Source organism: Marinitoga sp. 1155 (assembly GCF_001021175.1).
In the GTDB taxonomy this organism is placed as follows: Bacteria; Thermotogota; Thermotogae; order Petrotogales; family Petrotogaceae; genus Marinitoga.
The window spans coordinates 42,057-62,077 of record NZ_AZAX01000008.1 but is presented as its reverse complement, the minus strand read 5'-3'; the positions used below and the strand labels follow the sequence as shown (position 1 = coordinate 62,077).

The 20,021-nt window shown below is 26.6% G+C and carries 17 protein-coding genes; 11 read left to right on the top strand and 6 right to left on the bottom strand.

Annotated features, from left to right (window positions below; translation table 11 throughout):
* Window positions 1-7 precede the first annotated feature (7 nt).
* Complete coding sequence (locus tag X274_RS03920; RefSeq protein WP_047265503.1) at window positions 8-1,912, bottom strand: molybdopterin biosynthesis protein; 1,905 nt, start codon at window positions 1,910-1,912, stop codon at window positions 8-10.
* Window positions 1,913-2,160: 248 nt separating this feature from the next.
* On the opposite strand from X274_RS03920, the gene X274_RS03915 reads away from it, so the two are divergent.
* Window positions 2,161-3,390, top strand: coding sequence for a molybdopterin molybdotransferase MoeA (locus tag X274_RS03915; RefSeq protein ID WP_047265502.1), 1,230 nt, complete (start codon window positions 2,161-2,163; stop codon window positions 3,388-3,390).
* A gap of 14 nt (window positions 3,391-3,404) precedes the next feature.
* A complete protein-coding gene (locus X274_RS03910; protein ID WP_047265501.1) occupies window positions 3,405-4,493 on the top strand; it encodes a tungsten cofactor oxidoreductase radical SAM maturase in 1,089 nt (362 codons plus the stop codon).
* 42 nt (window positions 4,494-4,535) lie between these two features.
* Here X274_RS03910 and X274_RS03905 read toward each other — a convergent pair whose 3' ends face one another.
* The gene (locus X274_RS03905; RefSeq protein ID WP_047265500.1) at window positions 4,536-5,300 is read right to left on the bottom strand and encodes a transposase; all 765 of its coding nucleotides are present in this window, start codon (window positions 5,298-5,300) and stop codon (window positions 4,536-4,538) included.
* A 164-nt stretch (window positions 5,301-5,464) separates the two neighbouring features.
* Here X274_RS03905 and X274_RS03900 point away from each other — a divergent pair, with 164 nt between their 5' ends.
* The 7 genes from X274_RS03900 (at window position 5,465) to X274_RS03875 (ending at window position 13,403) form a co-directional block, all read left to right on the top strand.
* A complete protein-coding gene (locus X274_RS03900; protein ID WP_084822625.1) occupies window positions 5,465-8,179 on the top strand; it encodes an efflux RND transporter permease subunit in 2,715 nt (904 codons plus the stop codon).
* Between the two features lie 13 nt (window positions 8,180-8,192).
* Window positions 8,193-8,951: an outer membrane lipoprotein-sorting protein gene (locus X274_RS03895; protein WP_047265498.1), complete on the top strand. Its 759-nt coding sequence runs from the start codon at window positions 8,193-8,195 to the stop codon at window positions 8,949-8,951.
* A 16-nt stretch (window positions 8,952-8,967) separates the two neighbouring features.
* Entirely contained in the window at window positions 8,968-10,542 is a 1,575-nt protein-coding gene (locus tag X274_RS03890) for a hypothetical protein (RefSeq protein WP_047265497.1), read from the top strand.
* A 165-nt stretch (window positions 10,543-10,707) separates the two neighbouring features.
* Window positions 10,708-12,090, top strand: coding sequence for an ATP-binding protein (locus X274_RS03885; protein WP_335337576.1), 1,383 nt, complete (start codon window positions 10,708-10,710; stop codon window positions 12,088-12,090).
* A gap of 483 nt (window positions 12,091-12,573) precedes the next feature.
* On the top strand, window positions 12,574-12,735 hold the full coding sequence (locus X274_RS11945) for a hypothetical protein (RefSeq protein WP_156166129.1): 162 nt from the start codon (window positions 12,574-12,576) through the stop codon (window positions 12,733-12,735).
* Window positions 12,713-13,003, top strand: coding sequence for a hypothetical protein (locus X274_RS03880; RefSeq protein WP_047265495.1), 291 nt, complete (start codon window positions 12,713-12,715; stop codon window positions 13,001-13,003). Before X274_RS11945 ends, X274_RS03880 begins: the two co-directional genes overlap by 23 nt.
* A gap of 94 nt (window positions 13,004-13,097) precedes the next feature.
* A complete protein-coding gene (locus X274_RS03875; RefSeq protein ID WP_156168609.1) occupies window positions 13,098-13,403 on the top strand; it encodes a hypothetical protein in 306 nt (101 codons plus the stop codon).
* Window positions 13,404-14,166: 763 nt separating this feature from the next.
* Here X274_RS03875 and X274_RS03870 read toward each other — a convergent pair.
* The 4 genes from X274_RS03870 to X274_RS03855 form a co-directional block, all read right to left on the bottom strand.
* Window positions 14,167-14,718, bottom strand: coding sequence for a DUF998 domain-containing protein (locus X274_RS03870; RefSeq protein WP_047265493.1), 552 nt, complete (start codon window positions 14,716-14,718; stop codon window positions 14,167-14,169).
* 57 nt (window positions 14,719-14,775) lie between these two features.
* Window positions 14,776-15,804, bottom strand: a complete 1,029-nt coding sequence (locus X274_RS03865) for an AAA-like domain-containing protein (RefSeq protein WP_047265519.1) — start codon at window positions 15,802-15,804, stop codon at window positions 14,776-14,778.
* Window positions 15,805-16,000: 196 nt separating this feature from the next.
* Window positions 16,001-16,909, bottom strand: coding sequence for a pseudouridine-5'-phosphate glycosidase (locus X274_RS03860; protein WP_047265492.1), 909 nt, complete (start codon window positions 16,907-16,909; stop codon window positions 16,001-16,003).
* Window positions 16,903-17,994 carry a PfkB family carbohydrate kinase gene (locus X274_RS03855; protein ID WP_047265491.1) on the bottom strand — a complete coding sequence of 364 codons (1,092 nt, stop codon included), beginning with the start codon at window positions 17,992-17,994 and terminating at the stop codon, window positions 16,903-16,905. The genes X274_RS03860 and X274_RS03855 overlap by 7 nt, the downstream gene beginning before the upstream one ends.
* A gap of 214 nt (window positions 17,995-18,208) precedes the next feature.
* On the opposite strand from X274_RS03855, the gene X274_RS03850 reads away from it, so the two are divergent.
* Both X274_RS03850 and X274_RS03845 read left to right on the top strand, forming a co-directional pair.
* The gene (locus X274_RS03850) at window positions 18,209-19,015 is read left to right on the top strand and encodes a DMT family transporter (protein ID WP_047265490.1); all 807 of its coding nucleotides are present in this window, start codon (window positions 18,209-18,211) and stop codon (window positions 19,013-19,015) included.
* 139 nt (window positions 19,016-19,154) lie between these two features.
* Complete coding sequence (locus tag X274_RS03845) at window positions 19,155-19,946, top strand: DUF4382 domain-containing protein (RefSeq protein WP_197073319.1); 792 nt, start codon at window positions 19,155-19,157, stop codon at window positions 19,944-19,946.
* Window positions 19,947-20,021 lie beyond the last annotated feature (75 nt).

Here is a 20,021-nt window from a genome sequence, read left to right as displayed (position 1 = left end):
AACGTATTTATAATATTTCTCCTGTATTTTTCAATATATATCCACCAAGTTTTTCTGCTTCTTTTTTAAATTCTTCTGAAGTGATTATTTTCATTATAAGATTATATCTTTCATCATTCAAAAATGATTCGTGAATTAATAAATCATATCTTTCTAAAGCCACAGGAATGAAATCCAGATCATATATTTTAGCTGCAGCTCTAATTCCCAAACCAACATCAGCCATATTTTTTTTGATTTTTAAGGCAAGATTTACATGAGAATATTCTTCGTCAGCATAACCGTGTATATTTTCTGGAGAGATGTTATTTTTTCCCAGATAATAATCCAACAAAATTCGTGTGCCGGCTGTCTTTTGCCTGTTTATATACCTGATTCCATTTTTTGTTAGATCTTCAAAATTCTTAATATTTTTTGGATTATCTTTTTGAACAATAAATCCCTGTTCTCTGTATGATAAATTTACCAGTGTAAATTTATCTAAATAATCTTTTATATAACTGATATTATATTTTCCCGTTTCTGGATCAAGTAAATGCATTCCTGCAAGATGCGCATATCCCTTCGCTATTGATATTATCCCACCCAGACTTCCTACGTTGGCAGAAACAATATTTATTTCTTTATCATATATTTTTACAAAATCAGCCAGTAAATCTATTAATAAATCATGACTTCCTATAATTAAAATATTTTTGTCTATTAATTTTTTTTCTCTTTTTAATTGTATTTTTACTTTTTCGCCATCCTCTAAAACTTCTATACCTTTATCTATATAAACGATTCCATCTTGTTTAGAAACAGCAGAAATATTAGCCGCTCCTCTTTTTAAAGGTATTGCTACATATTTATTTTTAACCTTTCCAATCCCAACTCTCAAATATTCTTTTTCTGTAATTGATGAATGTATTCTTTTTCCTGAAATTCCATTTACAAACTGATTATCATAATAAATTTCCATTTTGGACTTTTTTAATATCAATGGTTTTATTATATCTTCTAAAATTATATTACACGAAACAGGAAAACCTGGAAGACCAATTATGGGTTTTTCTTTTATTATTCCTAAAATAGCAGGTTTTCCAGGTTTAATATTTAATCCATGTATAATAACTCTGCCAGCTTCATTTATCGCATAATATGTAAAATCCTTTGAACCTGCAGAAGAACCTGCATTTAACAATATCAAATCGTAATTTTCAATTTTTGAAATAATAGTATTTTTGATAATTTCGAAATCATCTGGCAAAATTTCATTGACATCAACCTCTGCATTGAATTTTTCTATATAATTTTTTATCATTAATGAATTAGTTTCTGGTATTTGAAACTCTTCTGTTTTTTTCTCTGGTTCAACAATTTCATTTCCTGTTGGAATAAGTAAAACTTTTAATTTTTTTATCACAGGTACTTCAAAAACTTTAGCCATTAGGAGGAATGAAATATCAGATTCTGTTAGTGTATGATATCTTGGAAACAGCATTTCACCAACACAAATATCTTCTCCTACTTTTCTTACATCTTTATACGGAAAAACACTGTTTCGTATTTTAATTCTGGTTTCATCTAAAATTTCAACATTTTCAATCATTATCACTGCGTCATATGGCCGGATTATTGGAAAACCTGTATTTATGTATTCAAAATCCTTTCCTTTTTCTAAAATTATTGGATTTGATTCTGTTGCACCATATGTTTTTTTACTTATAACAGCTACACCATCCATTGCGCTACTATTGTATGATGGTACATTTTCATTTGCAAAAATTGGTTTCCCTGTAACTCTATTAAATGCATTTCTTGAATGTATAATTTCTACATCATCATTTGAAAAATAATATTTTAATTCCTTAAAATAAATGCTAATAGCTTCTTCTAAATCCTTTTTATTTAAATAAAAACGTCTTTTCAAAATTCCACCCCCTGAAAAAATCTTTTTATTTTTAATTATACAATAAAATGACAAAAAAATAAACTTTATTTTTATTTTAATTTTCGTGAGAAAAAATACAGGATTTTGTAAAAAAAATGAAAAATGATATAATTCAAAATAGAAGTATTTTTATTTCATATAAAGAATTAAGATAAATGATTGTATCTTTAAAAAAAATTTGGTGAAAATCTATTCCTTTATTTGAAAATTATTGAGGAGGTAATTTCATGAAAAAAAGATTCCAGAAGTTTGTTCCAAGAACAGAAATATATGAAAATTTCATATCTAAATTGAATTTTTATGAGGAAACTTTTGAATTAAATACAGAAGACACAATAGGATTTGCAAGTGCAGATGATATATATTCTCCAGAAAACTTGCCTGGATTTGATAAATCAACAATAGATGGATATGCAGTATTTGCAGAAGATACATTTGGCGCAAGTGACGGCAATCCTGCGTTTTTAAGGGTTGTTGGAGAGGTTTTTATGGGTGAAGAGTATAGTGAAGAGATAAAATCCGGAGAATGCGTGAAAATTCCAACAGGAGGTATGTTGCCCAAAGGGGCAAATGCATGTGTTATGGTTGAAAATACGAATCAAATTGGAAAAAGAGTTGAAATATATAAATCTGTAGCTCCTGGAGAAAATATTTTAAAAAAAGACGAAGACGTAAAAAAGGGTAATATTATAATTTCAAAAGGTGAAATAATTAATATTGGACATGTTCACAATTTAATGAGTTTAGGAATAACAAAAATAAAAGTTTATAAAAAACCCATAGTATGTATTGTGCCAACTGGTGATGAAGTTGTAGAACCATCAGTTTCTAGAAAAAAAACTCAAATAAGAGATGGAAATTCTTACACATTAATGGCATGGTTAACAAGTAAGGGATATCAGGCAAAAAGGTATAAATTAGTAAAAGATAATCCGGATGAATTTAAAGAAGCTGTCAACTGGGGACTTGAAAATGGAGATGTTGTGGTAATTTCTGGTGGAAGTTCATTAGGAGCAAGAGATTATTCTTTATCTACAATAGAATATTTTGGTGAAGTATTTTATAATGGTGTTCAGGTAAAACCGGGTAAACCTGTTATTTTTGGAAAAACAGATGAAAAAGTTATTTTAGGTCTTCCAGGAAATCCAACATCATTTATTGTAAGTTCATATTTATTTTTATTTCCAATATTGAAAAAGATAATTGGATATAAAGAATATTTACCGCAAATTTCAAATTATGTTAGAGTTTCTACGAATGTTCCATCTGTTCAAGGTAGAGAAAGATTTATTTTTGCGAAACTAGAAAATAGAGAAAACGAATTTATAGCTCATCCTATTCTTGGTGAATCTGGCATAGCTTCTCCTTTTAGAATGTCAGATGGAATTATAAGGATTCCCCTTGGCAAAGAAGGACTTTATAAAGATGAGATTTGTGAATTCTATAGTTTAAAATAGTAGGAGATGGAAAAGTGAAAAAAGAGTATATTTTTGAAATGAGTTCTGCTCAATTAATTTTAAAACCAAAATTAAACTTGAAAAAAATATATTTAGAACTTTCATCCAGATGCAATCTTGATTGTCCTATGTGTTTTAAAAATACGTTTACTGACTCAGAAGGGATTATGACAAAGAATATTTTTGAAAAAGTTATGAACGATTTAAAAGATTTTTCTGATGTTGATCATGTTGTTTTTGGAGGTATTGGGGAATGTACAATGAACCCACATTTTTTTTATATGGTAAAAAAGGTAAAAGATGCTGGATATATGTTAACAATAACAACCAATGGATATTTTTTGAATGATTGGCAGTTAGTGAAATTAATAAATTTAAAAGTAGATGAAATAATAATTTCTGTTGAAACGGGTGATGTAGGTCATCCGAGTTTTAAATACGTTAGAAAATTACTTGAAAAAATTGATAACATAAAAAAAATGCAGGGAACAGGAAAACCAGCATTATCAATAGAAACTGTATTAACTGAAAAAAATTATAATGATTTTAAAGGTATCATTCAAGCGCTTTTGCCATATGGTATTAGAAAAGTGGTAATTTCAAACATACTTCCTGTATATGAACATTTTCTTGGCTTAGAATTGTATAAAGAGGATGATAAGGAAAAAGATATAAGGTTAAGAAAACAAATTTCAGATGCTGTAACAGCAAAAGTTAGTGCAATAATTCCTAATTTTAGATTAAAAACTGAAAGACATTGTAATTTTATAGAGAATAATTCAACTGTTATCAGATGGGACGGGGAAGTTGTGCCTTGCTATAGATTTTTACATGATGGCATAGAATATGTATACGGTCAAAAAAAAGAAATAAAATCTTATTCTTTTGGAAATATTTTAAAGGAAAAACTTTCGAATATCTGGATATCAAAAGATTATTCCTGGTTTAGGTATAAAGTAAAAAATGCACTTTTCCCCTCTTGCACAGATTGTGATTTAAAAAACGGATGTCAATTTGTCGAATCAACAGAACAGGATTGCTGGGGAAATACACCATCCTGTGCAGATTGCATATGGTGGAGAAATATAATATTATGTCCATAAATAATTTTTATATCATTTGAAGACTATATTTAAAGGTTCCAGTTATTCTGGAATCTCTTCATTTGATTTTAGTAATTCCATAAAAATCAAAAAAAGATTTTCACTTCCAGAAGTTTGAATGACATATGATTGAGCGAGGGTAAAAAGCAATGTGTGTCTATTAGAAATTTTTCCACGTAAAATTTTTTCTGAAAAATGCTTGATATAATTACGCAATTCTTTTCTCGCTTCTTTAAGATTTATTTTTTTTGATTTCTTTTCCAGACTTTTAATAACCTTTTCAGAGAAAACTATATATAAATCATATCCATGTATATTTTTGAATATATACAATCTTCCGAGTTTTTCATTGGTTATATTTTCTAATTCTTCTATATACAACTCTTCTATATATTTTAACTCAATATCATTATTTTTAAATCTTATACCAATTGAAAATTTTTCTTTGACTTTGTCTATCCCAAAAATTTTCTTTATAAATCTTTTTAAAAGCAGTTTCCTGATCTTCAAAACAGTGTTATATGAAACTTTTAGATCTTCAGAGATTCTTTTTAGCATCTTCCCTTTAGCAAGTTCATGTATTATTTTTATAAATTTCAAAGGCTTTATTCTTATATCTTTAAAAATACTCTCATTATATTTAGACCATTCTCTTCTACATGATTTGCACTTAAAATGATTTCTTCTAATTGAATAAATTTCTTTGCAACCACAATATGGACATTCTTTTTTTAATTTTAAAACACCAATCTCCATTAAAAACTCTTCAGCTTTTTTATCATCTTTTATCTTATCTACTATTATCATTTCAATACTCCTTTCATCCCTTTCTATATATATTTTACCACATTAATTAAGTCTTAATTATTTGCCACCAAAAAATTCTTTATTTTTAAACACTAATGAAACAAATAAGGGGTATAAATACAAACGTAAAACTATTCAATATTTGCCACCAAATATAAGGAGGAATGAAAATGCAGTTAAACAGCAAAAAAGCTTCTGTTATAGTTGTCTCTATATTAATATTAACAGTTTTTTTTAGTCTCTATGCTTCAAAAGTTAGCGTAAGGGACAACATTTCAAGTTATGTACCAAAGGACGATCCAGACAAATTGATTTATGACGAAGTCGCAGATAGGTTTGGATTAAACGGTATGATTTTGACAGCAGTTAAATACGATGATGTTTATAAACATTTTGATGAAATTTATAGACTAACTGAAACATTAAAAAAACTAGATGTTGTGGATAATGTTATATCACCAGTAAATGCCCCAAGAATAAGTACCACAGAAGATGGAGACATTTCTGTTGGAAATCTTAAATCAACATATGATTTTTCAAATAAGAATTCATACGAACCTGAATTATTAAAAAAAGAGCTTAAAAATGATGAAATGATAAAAGGAAAATTTATTTCTGAAAATGGGAAAAGCGTATTATTTGCTATAGGATTAAAGAAAAATGTAGAAGAAAAATCAGCAGGCTTAAAAGTGGAAAATGTCTTTAAAAATGCAAATGTTAATTATTATATTTTCGGAACTGCTATTGCCAACAGAGAAATAGAAGAAATAGTAAAGGATAATCTTTTAAAACTTATTCCTATTGTTTTAATTCTCGTTATGGGAGTACTTTATTTTAGTTACAAAAATATAGCAGGCGTTTTATTACCAATTATTTCTGTATTGCTTGCAGATATATGGACAGTTGGAATAATGGAATTACTTGGAATAGACTTTAATATAACAACATCAGCTGTGCCTATAGCGGTAGTTGGTATAGGAACTGCATATTCAATACATATAATAAGTAAATATTATGAAGAATTGCATAGAGGTATTTCTGCCGAACAAGCAGTAAATGAAACATTAAAACATGTTGGAACTGCTGTTATTTTAAGTGCATTTACTACAATTGCTGGATTTTTATCTTTGTTGACTGCTGACCTAACACCAGTGTGGCAACTTGGTATCTTTACTTCTCTTGGTATAGCTTTGGCTTTATTAATGGCAACAGTATTTGTTCCATCAATGCTTATAATCTTTAAACCTAAATCAAAAATAAATCTCTCTGAAGACGGTGAAAGCCATATTTTAAAATATATAACAGAAAAACTAGTTCATCATAGAGCTCTCACACTTTTATTGATTATAGGAGTTGTTTTAATTACAACATTCTTTATTCCAAAAATCAAATCAGATATGCAAATTGAAAATTTTATGAGCGCAAAAACAAATATGGTTCAGAGTTCTAAATTTTTAAGAGAAAACTTTGGAGGTAATGATTATATATTTGTAGATTTTCTTGCAAAAAATGAAAATAATTTTAGAGACTTTTATTTTAATAGAGCCATAAGAGATGTATCTGAATTCTCTAAAAATTATGAAATAATTTCACAGGTTACCAATATTGGAGATGTTGTTGCCAATTTAACAGAAGGATTTACCGGCATAAAATATATTCCAGGTTCTAATTCAGCCATGGAGCAAGATTATATGTTGATTGAAGGTAGCGAAGGTATAGATAAGATACTTTCTGAAGAAGCAAATGAATCAATTTCTCAAATGATGGTAAACACAAAAAGTTTTAGCAAGGTAAAAATATTTGAAAAAGAATTAAAGAACTATATTAATGAAAATATACTAACAGAATACACAATTAAAGAATTTGATATAGACAATACCGAACACGTAAAAGCATTTGAAAATGAAATAAAGGAATTTATTATTTCAAGAAAAGGCAAATATATATCACAGATAACAGATCTATTTATAAAAACAAAAAAAATAAATATAGAAAATATAATAAATGAACTTGATAAAAACTATATTTTAAAGTTATTTAACAAATATCTTGAAGAATATGGTGAAGAACCAATCAGCATAAAAACATTTGAAAATTACTTAAATGGAAAAGAAGTAGATGAATATATTTCAGAATATTATGAATACTTTATATATGATTACGAACCCATATTAAGAGCAAATTATGTAGAAACAAAATTAAAAAATATGGATTTAGGCATTTCAAATGCTCAAATAAAAGAACTTTCACAATATGTAAATGATGAAGAAGTTCCAATTCCTGGAGGGAAAAGAATTTTAAGTGTTAGAATTACGGGAATTCCAGTTCTTACAAACAAAGTAAATGATATGGTATTTGAAAATCAAAAAGAAAGTATGATGCTTGCATATGTTCTTGTATTTATATTATTTGCTTTGCAAATGCATTCCATTATATTGGGATTACTCGCATTAATACCTATTACTTTAACAATAATTGTAAATTTTGGAATCATGGGAATTACCGGAATTTCGTTAAACGCTGCAACAGTAACAATTGCATCAATAACAATAGGAACAGGTATTGATTATACTATTCATTATCTTACAAGATTTAAAAAAGAGTATAGATTAAGTAAAGATAAATTTAAAGCTGCTGTAAGAACATCTGCGACATCTGGAAGAGCAATAGTTATAAATTCTCTTGCAGTAATCTTAGGTTTCGCAACATTTATCTTTTCTGAAATAGGAATGTTAAGTCAATTTGGAATTCTAACAGCTACAGCTATGCTTGTTGCCCCAATTTTAACATTAACAATATTCCCTATATTGATGACTATGCTAAATAATAATCTTTTAAATAAATTTTCAAAAGATTCTATTTTAAAACAAAAAAAGTGAGGAGGAGATATTTATGAAAAAAAAGATTAGTATTGTAATTTTATTGACTTTTGTAATTTCAATTTTTTCAATGACAGGGCAGGATGTACTTGATAAAGTTAAAGATGCACATGATAACTTCAAAACAGAAAAATCGCTTGTAATCATGCAATTAAAGAATTCAAATGGTGAAATAAGAGAAAGAGAGTTTGATATGTATCTTATGCATGATGGAGAAGATACATTAGCACTTGTAAGATTTAATAAACCTGCAGAAGTTAAAAGGATAACTTTGTTAACACTTTCTGACGACGAAATATACCTTTATATGCCTGCATACAGAAAAACAAAGAGAATATCCGGTGGCGCAAAAAACGGAAAATTCGTGGGCTCTGACTTTAAATACAACGATATATCTTTACTTTATAACGAACAAAATGGTGATTATGATGCTAATTTGATCAATGAAACAGAAAAGGAATATATTGTGGAAATAATTCCACACGAATCAGATAGCGATTATGGAAAGATAGTTGCTACTATTGTTAAAAAAGATCTTTTATTTGAAAAGATTGAATTTTATAACAAAGCTAATAAATTGATAAAAGTTATGAATTTTAGTGACATAAAGAATTTTTCTGGACATATTCTTGCAACAAGAATTGAATTAAATAATATTGAAGAAAACCATTCAACTATATTGATTATTAAAAATGTAGAGTTCGATATTTCCATTACAAAAAGATTTTTCAACAAAAGGAATATTTCAAAACCTGTGTTGAAATATCAATAATCAGGAGGTTATAATTATGAAAAAATCAATTATTATAATAATGCTATTAATTTTTTCAATATTTGCAATTGCAGGTGATATAAATTATATATATGGATATAATTTTTCAAATGATGCATCAACTACGTTTAGTGGATTAAAAACAAACATTACAATTGAAAATGAACTCGATACTCTTTATTACAAATTGTCAATAGATTTCTTTAAAATAGATGGTTTTGATTATGAAATAGATCTTGGAGATACATATAAATCTTTAATTCCTTCTTATATAATAAAACCTTCACTTCCATGGGCATTATATATTTTAAATGAAGGATATGCAGATGTTTATCTAAATGATACAACGATAAGATTTGGAAGGTTTATTCAGGATAATGGAAGTGCAACATTATATAGCCCATCTGTTCTTTTAAATGCATATAATGGAATAAATATCTTTGAAGACTTAAAACCATTGCCTGTAGATGGAATAACAATAAATGGTTATATAAACGATTATGGATATGAATTAACCTTTACATCAAAAGTTTATGATGATATACCTCAATTTATATTATATCCAAAAACAATCAACGAAAATATAATTGCAGAAAATGATTCTACATTAACATATATCTTTAAAGCAAAACACGAAGAAGTAGAAAGTGCAACAGAAGAATTAGTAAAAACACTTTTAAGTAAAGGATTAACTCAGGATCAAATCAATCAATTCCTTGCAAATCCATCAACATTAAAGACAATAGATTTTACTGATGAACAGATAAACGAAATATATCTTGGTCAAACACTTTTATCATTACCAAATACATATAAAGTAAATACAATTACAGCAAATTCAACATCAACAGATGAATTGTCAATTTATAATTCAAATTTTGAATCAAAGATTTCAATGAATATTATGAATTATGACATAAAACTTGGATTTGTTCATGATCATTACCATTTTATGATTCCAGAAAAAATTGATATTTCATACTCTGAAGATGGAACAGGTATATCAAAAACTGTATTTTACAGACCAAAGAGAAATTCAGTAACAATAGATCTTCAGGGAGTTTCAAACTTCTTTGATTCTATAAGTTATCATGGTGAGGCAGCATTTATAATGCCTGAAAGAAATTATGTTATTGTAAATACATCTTATTATGTACCTGATACATCCAAACCAACTGAAACTGTTTTAACAACATCATCAACAAATGTTGAGATTTTTGAGAAATATTATGTAAAAGGGGTTTTTGGAATAGAATATACTTCAGGTGAGGAGTTTACTTTTGGGATTGAAGGATTTAATGGACTTCCAAATGAAGAATTAAAGGATCATATTTCATTTGGTGGAGATACTTATATAAAAATGAAGATTAACAATTTTAATTTAGAAGGATTAGGTCTTATTGATTTTGCGAAAATTAATGATGCATATCTTCCAGGATATATGGCAAATGTTAAAATTTATTATTCTGGAATAGATAATTTTGAACCTGGAATTTCTTTTAAATATGCATATGCAGAAAATGAAAATCATCCGATGAAATCACTTGAAACAACAAACTCAATTTCTCTTAATATAAAAGCATATTTCTAAAAATTATTTCTAAAGCTTTCCATTTTTGGAAAGCTTTTATTTTTTGTATACAATATAGTAAAATTGATTTTTTTGTGATATAATTACATTGAAATTATACTAATTTAAATTATACTAATTTAAATTATACTAATTTAGTTTAGTATAATTTAATTTGGAGGTGAAATTATTTTTATAGATAGATTTGAGGAAAGAGATTTTTTTGAAAAGATTTTGAATTCCAATAGAAAAGAAGTTTTTATATTATATGGCCGAAGAAGAATTGGGAAGAGTTTTTTATTAAAAGAAGTATCAAAAAACAAAAATACATTATATTATACTGCAAGAAAAATTTCTCCAAAAGAACAGTTAAAAATTTTTTCAATGAAAGTAGGAGAATTTTTGAATTTTGGCAAAATTACTTTTGAAAACTGGGAAGATGCATTTAGAATTCTGTTTGAATTATCAAAAAAAGAAAATTTAATTTTAATTTTAGATGAATTTCAGTATATGGTTGAAAAGAATCAGGAAATGCTTTCAATACTTCAATTATTGATTGATGAATTTGAAAATTCTAAAATCAAACTAATCTTATGTGGATCAAGCATAAGTTTTATGGAAGGTATCTTGAGTTATAATAATCCATTATATGGAAGGAAAACAGGAAATTTAATGTTGAATCCTATTGCTTTTAAAGATATTAGTTTGTTTCTTCCGAATTATGATTATCATTTTTTAATGATTGTTTATTCAATTATAGGAGGCGTTCCATATTATTTACAATTATGGGATAATAATATCGATATTTTTGAGAATATAGAAAAGCTATTTTTAACGCTTGGCGCTCCATTGAAAGAAGAACCATATTTTATTTTAACTCAAGAATTAAGGGAAACTTCTGTATATCAATCTATTCTTGAAGCACTTGCTAACGGAAAGACAAAGATCAATGAGATAACAACATTTATTGGAGAAAAAGACTCCAGAAAAATACAACCATATTTAAAATCCCTTCAACTTTTAAAGATAGTAAAAAGAATATATCCAGCATTTACGAAAAATCCACATAGAATAAAAAATTTTTTGTATAAGATAGATGATCAGTTATTTAATTTCTGGTATAGATATATTTTTCCATATAAGGAAAATGTGGATTTAAATGATTACTCAAATGTTTTGGAAGTTATAAAAAGGGATTTGCCACAATATGTATCATTTGAATTTGAAAAACAGAGTATAAATTATTTAAAAGAAAAATTTAATTTAATTGAAGCAGGCAATTATTGGAATAAGGACATTGAAATAGATATGCTGGGAAAGGATTTTTATAATAAAATTTATGCAGCGGAAATAAAATGGAGAAATAGAAAGATGAATGTAAAGGATTTTTATAATCTAAAACTTAAAACAGAAAGATTGAAGATGGAGATAGATAATTTTATTCTTGTTTCAAAAAGTGGATTTGAAGAAAATTTAATAAGGTTATTAGAAGAAGAAAAAATAATTCTTATTGAATTCACAGCTGAAAAAGGATGGGAAATTTTAAAAAATAGTAATGGTATTCATTAAATTATAAATAATTTGTGTGTAACATTTTCTTAAAAAGAATTTTGCGATATAAAAGGTGTTTATTAATCGGATGATAAATTAATCATCCGATTTTTTTATCGAGTCTAAAATAGCCTGGTTTTAAAAAGGACATATCTGATTAATATTACTCATATTAAACGAAAATTTAACAATAATAATATATCAAACGATATAATAATTGTGTAAATTTATTAAATTTATGAAAAGAAAAATTTAGAAATAATTTACTTCAATGTTGTTGATTTTTTTTTTTTTTNNAAAGCTTCACTCAAAAAAACATCCTGTTTTTTTGACGGCTTACATTCATAATTTTAAGGGCAATCTTCGAGCCTTCGTTTCATTTGAAACTTTTTAGACAACCTATTTGATAAAATTATTATGAATTGAATAAGTGAAAATGATAACTTTGAAAATACATTCTTTTTATTACACTTTTAGAAACTATCAAATAGGAGGGATAGAATGTATATTAACGATGGTATTTCTCACGAATCAAGTGATTACTGGAAGTTGTATAATATGGAATTGCATGATTATGCAACTGGTAAAACAAGGGAAGTGGCTGAGAGAACTGCGAATGGTGTTAACGGGGGTATAAAAAATGCAATTGGTGGCGCAGAATAAAATTTTAGTAAATTTAAAAATTAAAAAAATACTAAAAAGCGATAAATATTTACCTGTTTTTTGTGTATTAACAAAAGATGATATAATATATAATGCATATTATAATGTTATATCTCCAGATTTCACAAATCCAAATAAAAACATTACAGTAGTATTTAAACAAAATACACAAAAATTTTTAGGATTATATAACATTGATTTTTATATAGCAGGATACGAAATTTTTTCAACTAAAATAGAATTTAAAAAAGTATTATATACTTATTGAGGTGATTGATATAAAAAAAATATTTTTATTGGTTAAGAAAGATAAAGCTACAATATTATACACTATTTTTGAAATTTTTTTTTATTGGTATCTGATGCCAAGTTTTTTGACTACAAAATTTCCTTTTACATATAAATATCCTTCTATTATATCTCTTAAATTTTTATTAACCAGTATTATGATTATAATAATTGCAATAATCAGAGAAAAATATATGGGAACGAAAAAGAATAAGAGAAATTTTAAGAATTTTATAATTTCTGTTTTTTTATATGGAGTTGTATTTTATATTTATGGATATTTTTCACATTTCACATATAATCAAACCCGGCATATTTTGATTTTTAAATTTACAATGGATTATTTTGTTGTTAATATGGATATATCAGAAAAAAAATAATATTAATAATCTTATAAAAGTTCAAAAGAGAAAGTTGTTTATATGATTTTTACTCATTTTGTAGTAAAATTTATGTAATATTTTCTTAAAAAGAATTTTGCGATATAAAAGGCGTTTTATTAATCGGATGATAAAATAATCATCCGATTTTTTTATAGTGTCTAAAATCGGAGAATTTAAATAAATAAATTTTTTAGCAGTATTGATTGATAATCTCCTCCTTTTACTTCGGTAAATCAAAATTTACCGAAGTTAATAAAAAAGCCTTAATAAAGCATAAAATAGACATTATTAACTATTTTTATCGCTTATAAAAGTAGTGATTTTTAAAATAAATGATTTACTTTTTTGAAAATACACAGTTTTTTCAGAAGTAAATTTATACATTGTATATATTTTATAAATTGTATATCTTTCATATGTTATATTATAAATATAATTTATCTATATAAAATATATTATAATTTATATATAATATAAATATCAAATCTTCTATTTATAAAATCTTATTTATATTATTCATTGTTTTATATAAAATATATAATATATTTTATATAAAAGTAGAAAATTTCAAATAATATTTATTATATAATGTATATAATATTATATATTATACAACAAAACAAGCATTGTAATGGTGTTACCTTTCTTGTGAGGGACCATTTAGAAAGAAACCTCTGAATGTAGAAATAAAAAATCAGGCATAAAAAGCCTGATTTTTTGTTATTAATTAAAATATAATTATGATATAAGACAAAACATATTATTTTAAGGATAAAACAGGGTCTTTTTCATAGATAATTAGTATACATTCAATAACAACCAAAGATAAACCGTAAACTTCAAGGATCCCGAGTGACGGCCATATTGGGAGTAAAAGTCCAACAATTGCGGCAATAAAAATGGTTATAAAGCAATTTCTAATCTTCTTGTCATAGCTTCCAAGACCGTATAATAGGTTTCCAGTATAGAAAAACAAGAATGTAGAAAGCGCTATAAAATCGTGTGATTTCGTCCCATCAGAGAAAACCCCAGAAAGAATCATAAAAATTCCTGATAGTATAACATAAGAGCCTCCAACAATCTTAAGTTTGTTTTCGGAGTGTGAAATAACAAGAAATCCATGGATACTCATAAAAATTCCACCGATTATGACTCCTACAGAAAAAATCCATGGCGATAAAGCGAGCGCTGGTTTTCCAAGTTTGCTGAAAGTATAGTTGAGAATATTCCACCAATTTTTATTAATGAAAATACTAACACTTGTAAAAATAAAAAATATTATTATGCTTAATAATCCGAAAGCTCGTCTCATTTAGACGCACCTCACAAAAATTATATAGATAATCACTATTATTTCAATCATCGTTAATCAACTATTATCAATATTTACTTTTGGTTTAAACCTTGCATATAATGCTTTATAGTATAATGGTACCCTTACACAGCACTTTCCATTACAATTGTCTATTAAACCATTTAAATATAAGAATTTTATGTTTTCGTCATATATATTAAATTCTACATTATTTGGTTCAAATAATATTTTCATTATTAAATCCTTTTCATTTTTTGCTTTGTTTATTATATTTGCTATGTTTTTGTCTATATAAACATACATGTAATCATATAACGTTTTTTCAAAATGTTTTTCTGTTATTATTTTTTCTCCTTTTGCTTTTTTCATTACTAAATCATATGCAAGTCCATTGGTTAGTCCTGGTTGTCCTGCTGCGTTATGCCATATTAATTCTTTTACTTTTTCATCGAATATTTGTCCTGTTTCTGTTTCGTGTTGTGAAAGTAAATCATATACTTGTTCTTTGGTAAAGTAGGGTATTTCCATGTGTTCTGCTATGTTGTAAGGACTCCCTTTATCATCAGGCATTATAGGAATATATTTTGCACCTGAAAATATTACACTTCTCAATTTATATTCTTTTTTCATATGAAACATCGCTCTTATTGTATGCAAAAATTCATTTAATACTTCTAAAGTTTTTAATTTTTCAAAATCATCTACCATCAATATTATTTCTTTATTTTCTTTTTCTGCTATTTCCAAAATAATATTATTTATTCTTTTTAAATTTTTTATTTTTAATTCATCCGCTCCCATCTCTTTAAGGGACTTTCTAAAATCATTTATAAATTTTTTTTTGAATTCATCATAACCTATTTTTCCATATCCATTTAATGATATATATATTGTTAAATATTTGTTTCTTAAATTTTCTATCAATGTTTTCAAAAATGTAGTTTTACCTGATTCTTCTGGAGATATAATATTAAAATATCTCCAATTTTCTATATGTTCAAGTGCTTCTTCCATTATATCTGGTCGCTCAATATAATAACATGTTTTTTTATCAACAGGTCCCGATGTACAAAAAATTCTCATGATATACCTCCGGTGTTACACGCTTACAGCGGGTTATAGGATAAAGATTTAAGATTTTAAAATAAAAACATTTTAATATTTGCTTCGCAAATATTAACACCTACGGTGGGTAAAAGGATAATCGCTGCCTGAGTGAATTTAACTTTTTAGACATCGTATTATACACTCTTGGATAATAGAGATTTGACAAATTCAATTATAAATCTTTCGCTATTTGAGCTGCTAATTTCGCATTATTATATACAAGCTGTATATTTGATTCTAAACTTTTCCCTCCAGTAATTTCTTTTACTTTAGAAAGTAAAAACGGTGTTGTTTCTTTTCCTTTTATTCCAAGTTTTTCCGCTTCTTTTATAGCATTATCTATAGCTTTTGTTATTATCTCATAATCCATCTGATATTTTTCTGGTATTGGATTTGCTATAACAGCCCCACCTTTTAAATCTAATTCCCATTTTACCTTTAAAAATTCGGCTATTTCCTCAGGTGTATCAAGTTTAAAATTTACCTTATATCCACTCTTTCTTGTATAAAATGCCGGCAACTCTTCCGTTTTATAACCAATTACAGGAACACCAAATGTTTCAAGATATTCAAGCGTTAATCCTAGATCTAATATAGATTTTGCCCCTGCACAAACAACTGCAACATCTGTATTTGCAAGTTCCTGGAGATCCGCAGAAATATCGAAAGTATCTTGAGCATTCCTATGAACTCCACCTATTCCTCCAGTTGCAAAGACTTTAATTCCAGTCATTGATGCAATAATCATTGTTCCTGCAACAGTTGTAGCTCCATCCATTTTTTTTGCAACTACATATGGAATATCCCTTCTACTAACCTTCATTACTTCTTGGCCTTTTTTTCCGAGATATTCTATTTCGTCATCAATTAATCCTGCTTTTAATTTCCCATTTATAATAGCAATTGTAGCAGGTACAGCACCATTTTCTCTTACAATTCTTTCAACATTCAATGCTGTTTCAACGTTTTGTGGATATGGCATTCCATGAGATATTATTGTTGATTCTAAAGCTACAATTGGTTTCTGTTCTTTCAATGCTTTTCTTACTTCATCAGATATAACAAGATACTTTTCTAACATAATCCCAACTCCTTTATTTTTAATTTTATATTTTCTACAGATAATTCATCTGAAATTGTGTCTTTTGAAGACAATGTAATGACAGATGCGCCTATCGCAAAAACAACAGATTCTCTTAAAGAATAGTTGTTTAAATAACTATATACCAAACCGGCTAAAAATGCATCACCAGCTCCTGTTGCATTTATAACCTTTATTTCTGGTATACTTATTTTAAATAATTCTTTTTTATTTGCACAAATTACACCATCTTTACCCAAAGTTAGAAAAACATTTTTTACTCCTTTTTCTAAAAGAATTTTACATGCTGTCTTCGCATCATTATCGTTTCTTATCTCGACACCAGTTAAAACTTCTGCTTCCAACCTATTTGGTTTAATTGTATGGAATTTTCCAACGATATCCTTAACCTTTTTTGCTTTTGAAGTCGAAACAGTATCCAGAAAAAAAGCAACATTAAAATTATTAACTAAATATTTTATGCTTTCTTCTGGAATATTCGTGTCAATTACGCACAACTTTGCTTTTTCTATTATTTTCTTTTTAGATTTTATAAAACCAACATCTATTCTGTCACAAACATCCATATCAGACAAAGCAACTGCCATATCACCATTTTCATCAATAATAGCTAAATATGTTGAAGTATTATAATCGTTTAAGATAATAGAATCTTTCATATCTATTCCTATATTTTTCGAATGTTCCAAAATCTTTTCCCCATATATATCTTTTCCAAGTGCTGTTATCATTTTTACATTTATATCCATTCTTGCAATATTTTCTGCAATATTCCTTCCAACTCCACCTAAAGATATATTTAATTTTCCAGGATTAGAATCATTCATTTTTAAAATTCCTTTCGGAAATCCATTTATATCTATATTTGCACCACCAATTACTACAACATAATCTTTTTCATTGATAATATATCCTCTTCCCAAAATATGTCCCTTTTTTATTAAATTTGTTATATGTACTGCTACAGAAGATCTGGCAATATTGAGTATTCTGGCTATTTCTTCCTGAGTTATAAATGGATTTGATTTTACGAGTTCTAATATTTCCTTTTCTCTATTTGTCATAATATCACCTAAACTTTTGTTTATTATTTTAGTCATATGTTTATGATATCACATTTTTTTAGTTTTTTCAAGTAAAATATTAAGAAAACATCAAGATTATTATATTCCAAAAAAACAAAAAGACCCCCATCAGGTGGTTTTTTTGTTATAATATTTGTTATAATAGTATACAAATAGGTTATTCCAAAAGTAATAACAAACTTTGGAGGAAATTATGAAAAAATCTATTATATATATTTTATTAGCTGCTGTTTTAATGGGAAGCACCTTTCCAATACAAAAAATCGGGCTTGCAAATACAAACCCTTTAATTTATGTTACGTTAAGATTTTCAATAGCAACCATTATTTCTTTTTTTATTTTTAAAAGAGGAAAATTTTTTTATTCCTTCATCTTAGGATTAGTTTTATCTATTGGTTACATATCCCAAATAATTGGCATAAAATATACAACAGCAACAAAAGCAGGATTCATTACATCTCAATATATAATACTTATTCCATTGTTTTCTTATTTAATAGATAAAGAAAAAATTAATAAATATCAGGGATTGGGATTTTTATTTTCTATTATAGGTTCATATCTTTTATCTGGAGGTATAAATGGTTTTAATTTAGGGGATTTTTTAATGATATTATGTGCTATAAGTTTCGCATTACATATAGTTTTAATTACTAAATTCAGTAAAAAAATTCATGAAAAGGATTTATTAACCTTTCAATTTCTTACTGTAACTATAATTAGTTTTTTTACCATGCTCTTTTTCAAAATTGATTTTAAAATTTCAATGTTCTCTTTTTTAACAATTTTATATTCCGCAATTATCGGAAGTATTATAGTAATTTTTCTCCAATTGAAATATCAAAAAAAGATAGGAAGTAATTTGACCGCTATACTGTTTTTAGTTCAACCTATATTTTCAGCTTTTTTGTCTTTTTTTATATTAAAAGAACAGATCACATTAAATCAATTTGCAGGTTCAGTAATATTATTATTTAGTATTCTAATTTCAAATTTTTAAGAAATTTCTAAGGTTCATTATGTATAATAAAAATGCAATTTATAACTATTCTAAAAACACATCAAAGATAATTTAAGGAGGGATTTGTATGAAGAAGATAGCATATATTTTACTAGTATTATTGATTTTGAGTTTTTCATTGATTAGTTGTGTAGCAAACGTAAACGAAGATGCAGATGTAGTAAATTCAACAGTAAAGGTTCTTTTAACAGATAGGCCAGTAAGTGAAGTTGATAGTTTATGGGTTTATATTAAAGATTTCACCTATACTTATGAAACTGTAGACGGTGAAACTGTAACTTCAACCCCTATTTCTATTGAAAAAGAATATGATATTCTAAGTTTAGCAGGAACAGAAACAACCCTATTTAACTTTGAAATACCCGAAAACTCTACTCTCGTAAACTTAAAAATGACGGTTAAAGATGCAACAGTTACGATAGCAGGGGAAGATCATTCCGTTATTCTTATGAAATCAGATATCTTAATACCAAATGTGGATATAAATATTGGAGAAGGCGGAGAATTGGTATTGGATTTTGACGTTGTGAGATCTTTACACCAAATGGGTAATAACGATATATATAAACTTTCACCCGTATTAAAACCAACTTTCAGAAGAGGAAATGCCAATGATCTATACTTAGTCAAAGGAAACATCACTGACAATTCAACCCCTGTTTCAAAAGCTATTGTTACTATAAGCGATGATTCAACATTATTAAGAATAACTTTTTCAGACAAAAATGGAAACTTTCATCTTGGAAAATATAAAAATGGAAATTATACGATAAATGTCTATACAAACATTAACTTACCAGATGAAGATGTTGATTTAGATTTCAGCTTATATACACCAGATGCAACAGAAATTATTACTATATACAATTCTGATTTAGATTTAAATATTGATATAAGTAAGCAAAATTGATTTAAAAAAAGAGGTTGGTATTTGTACCAACCTCTTTTCATTTATAGTATAATTAAATTGTGCAACACAATTTAA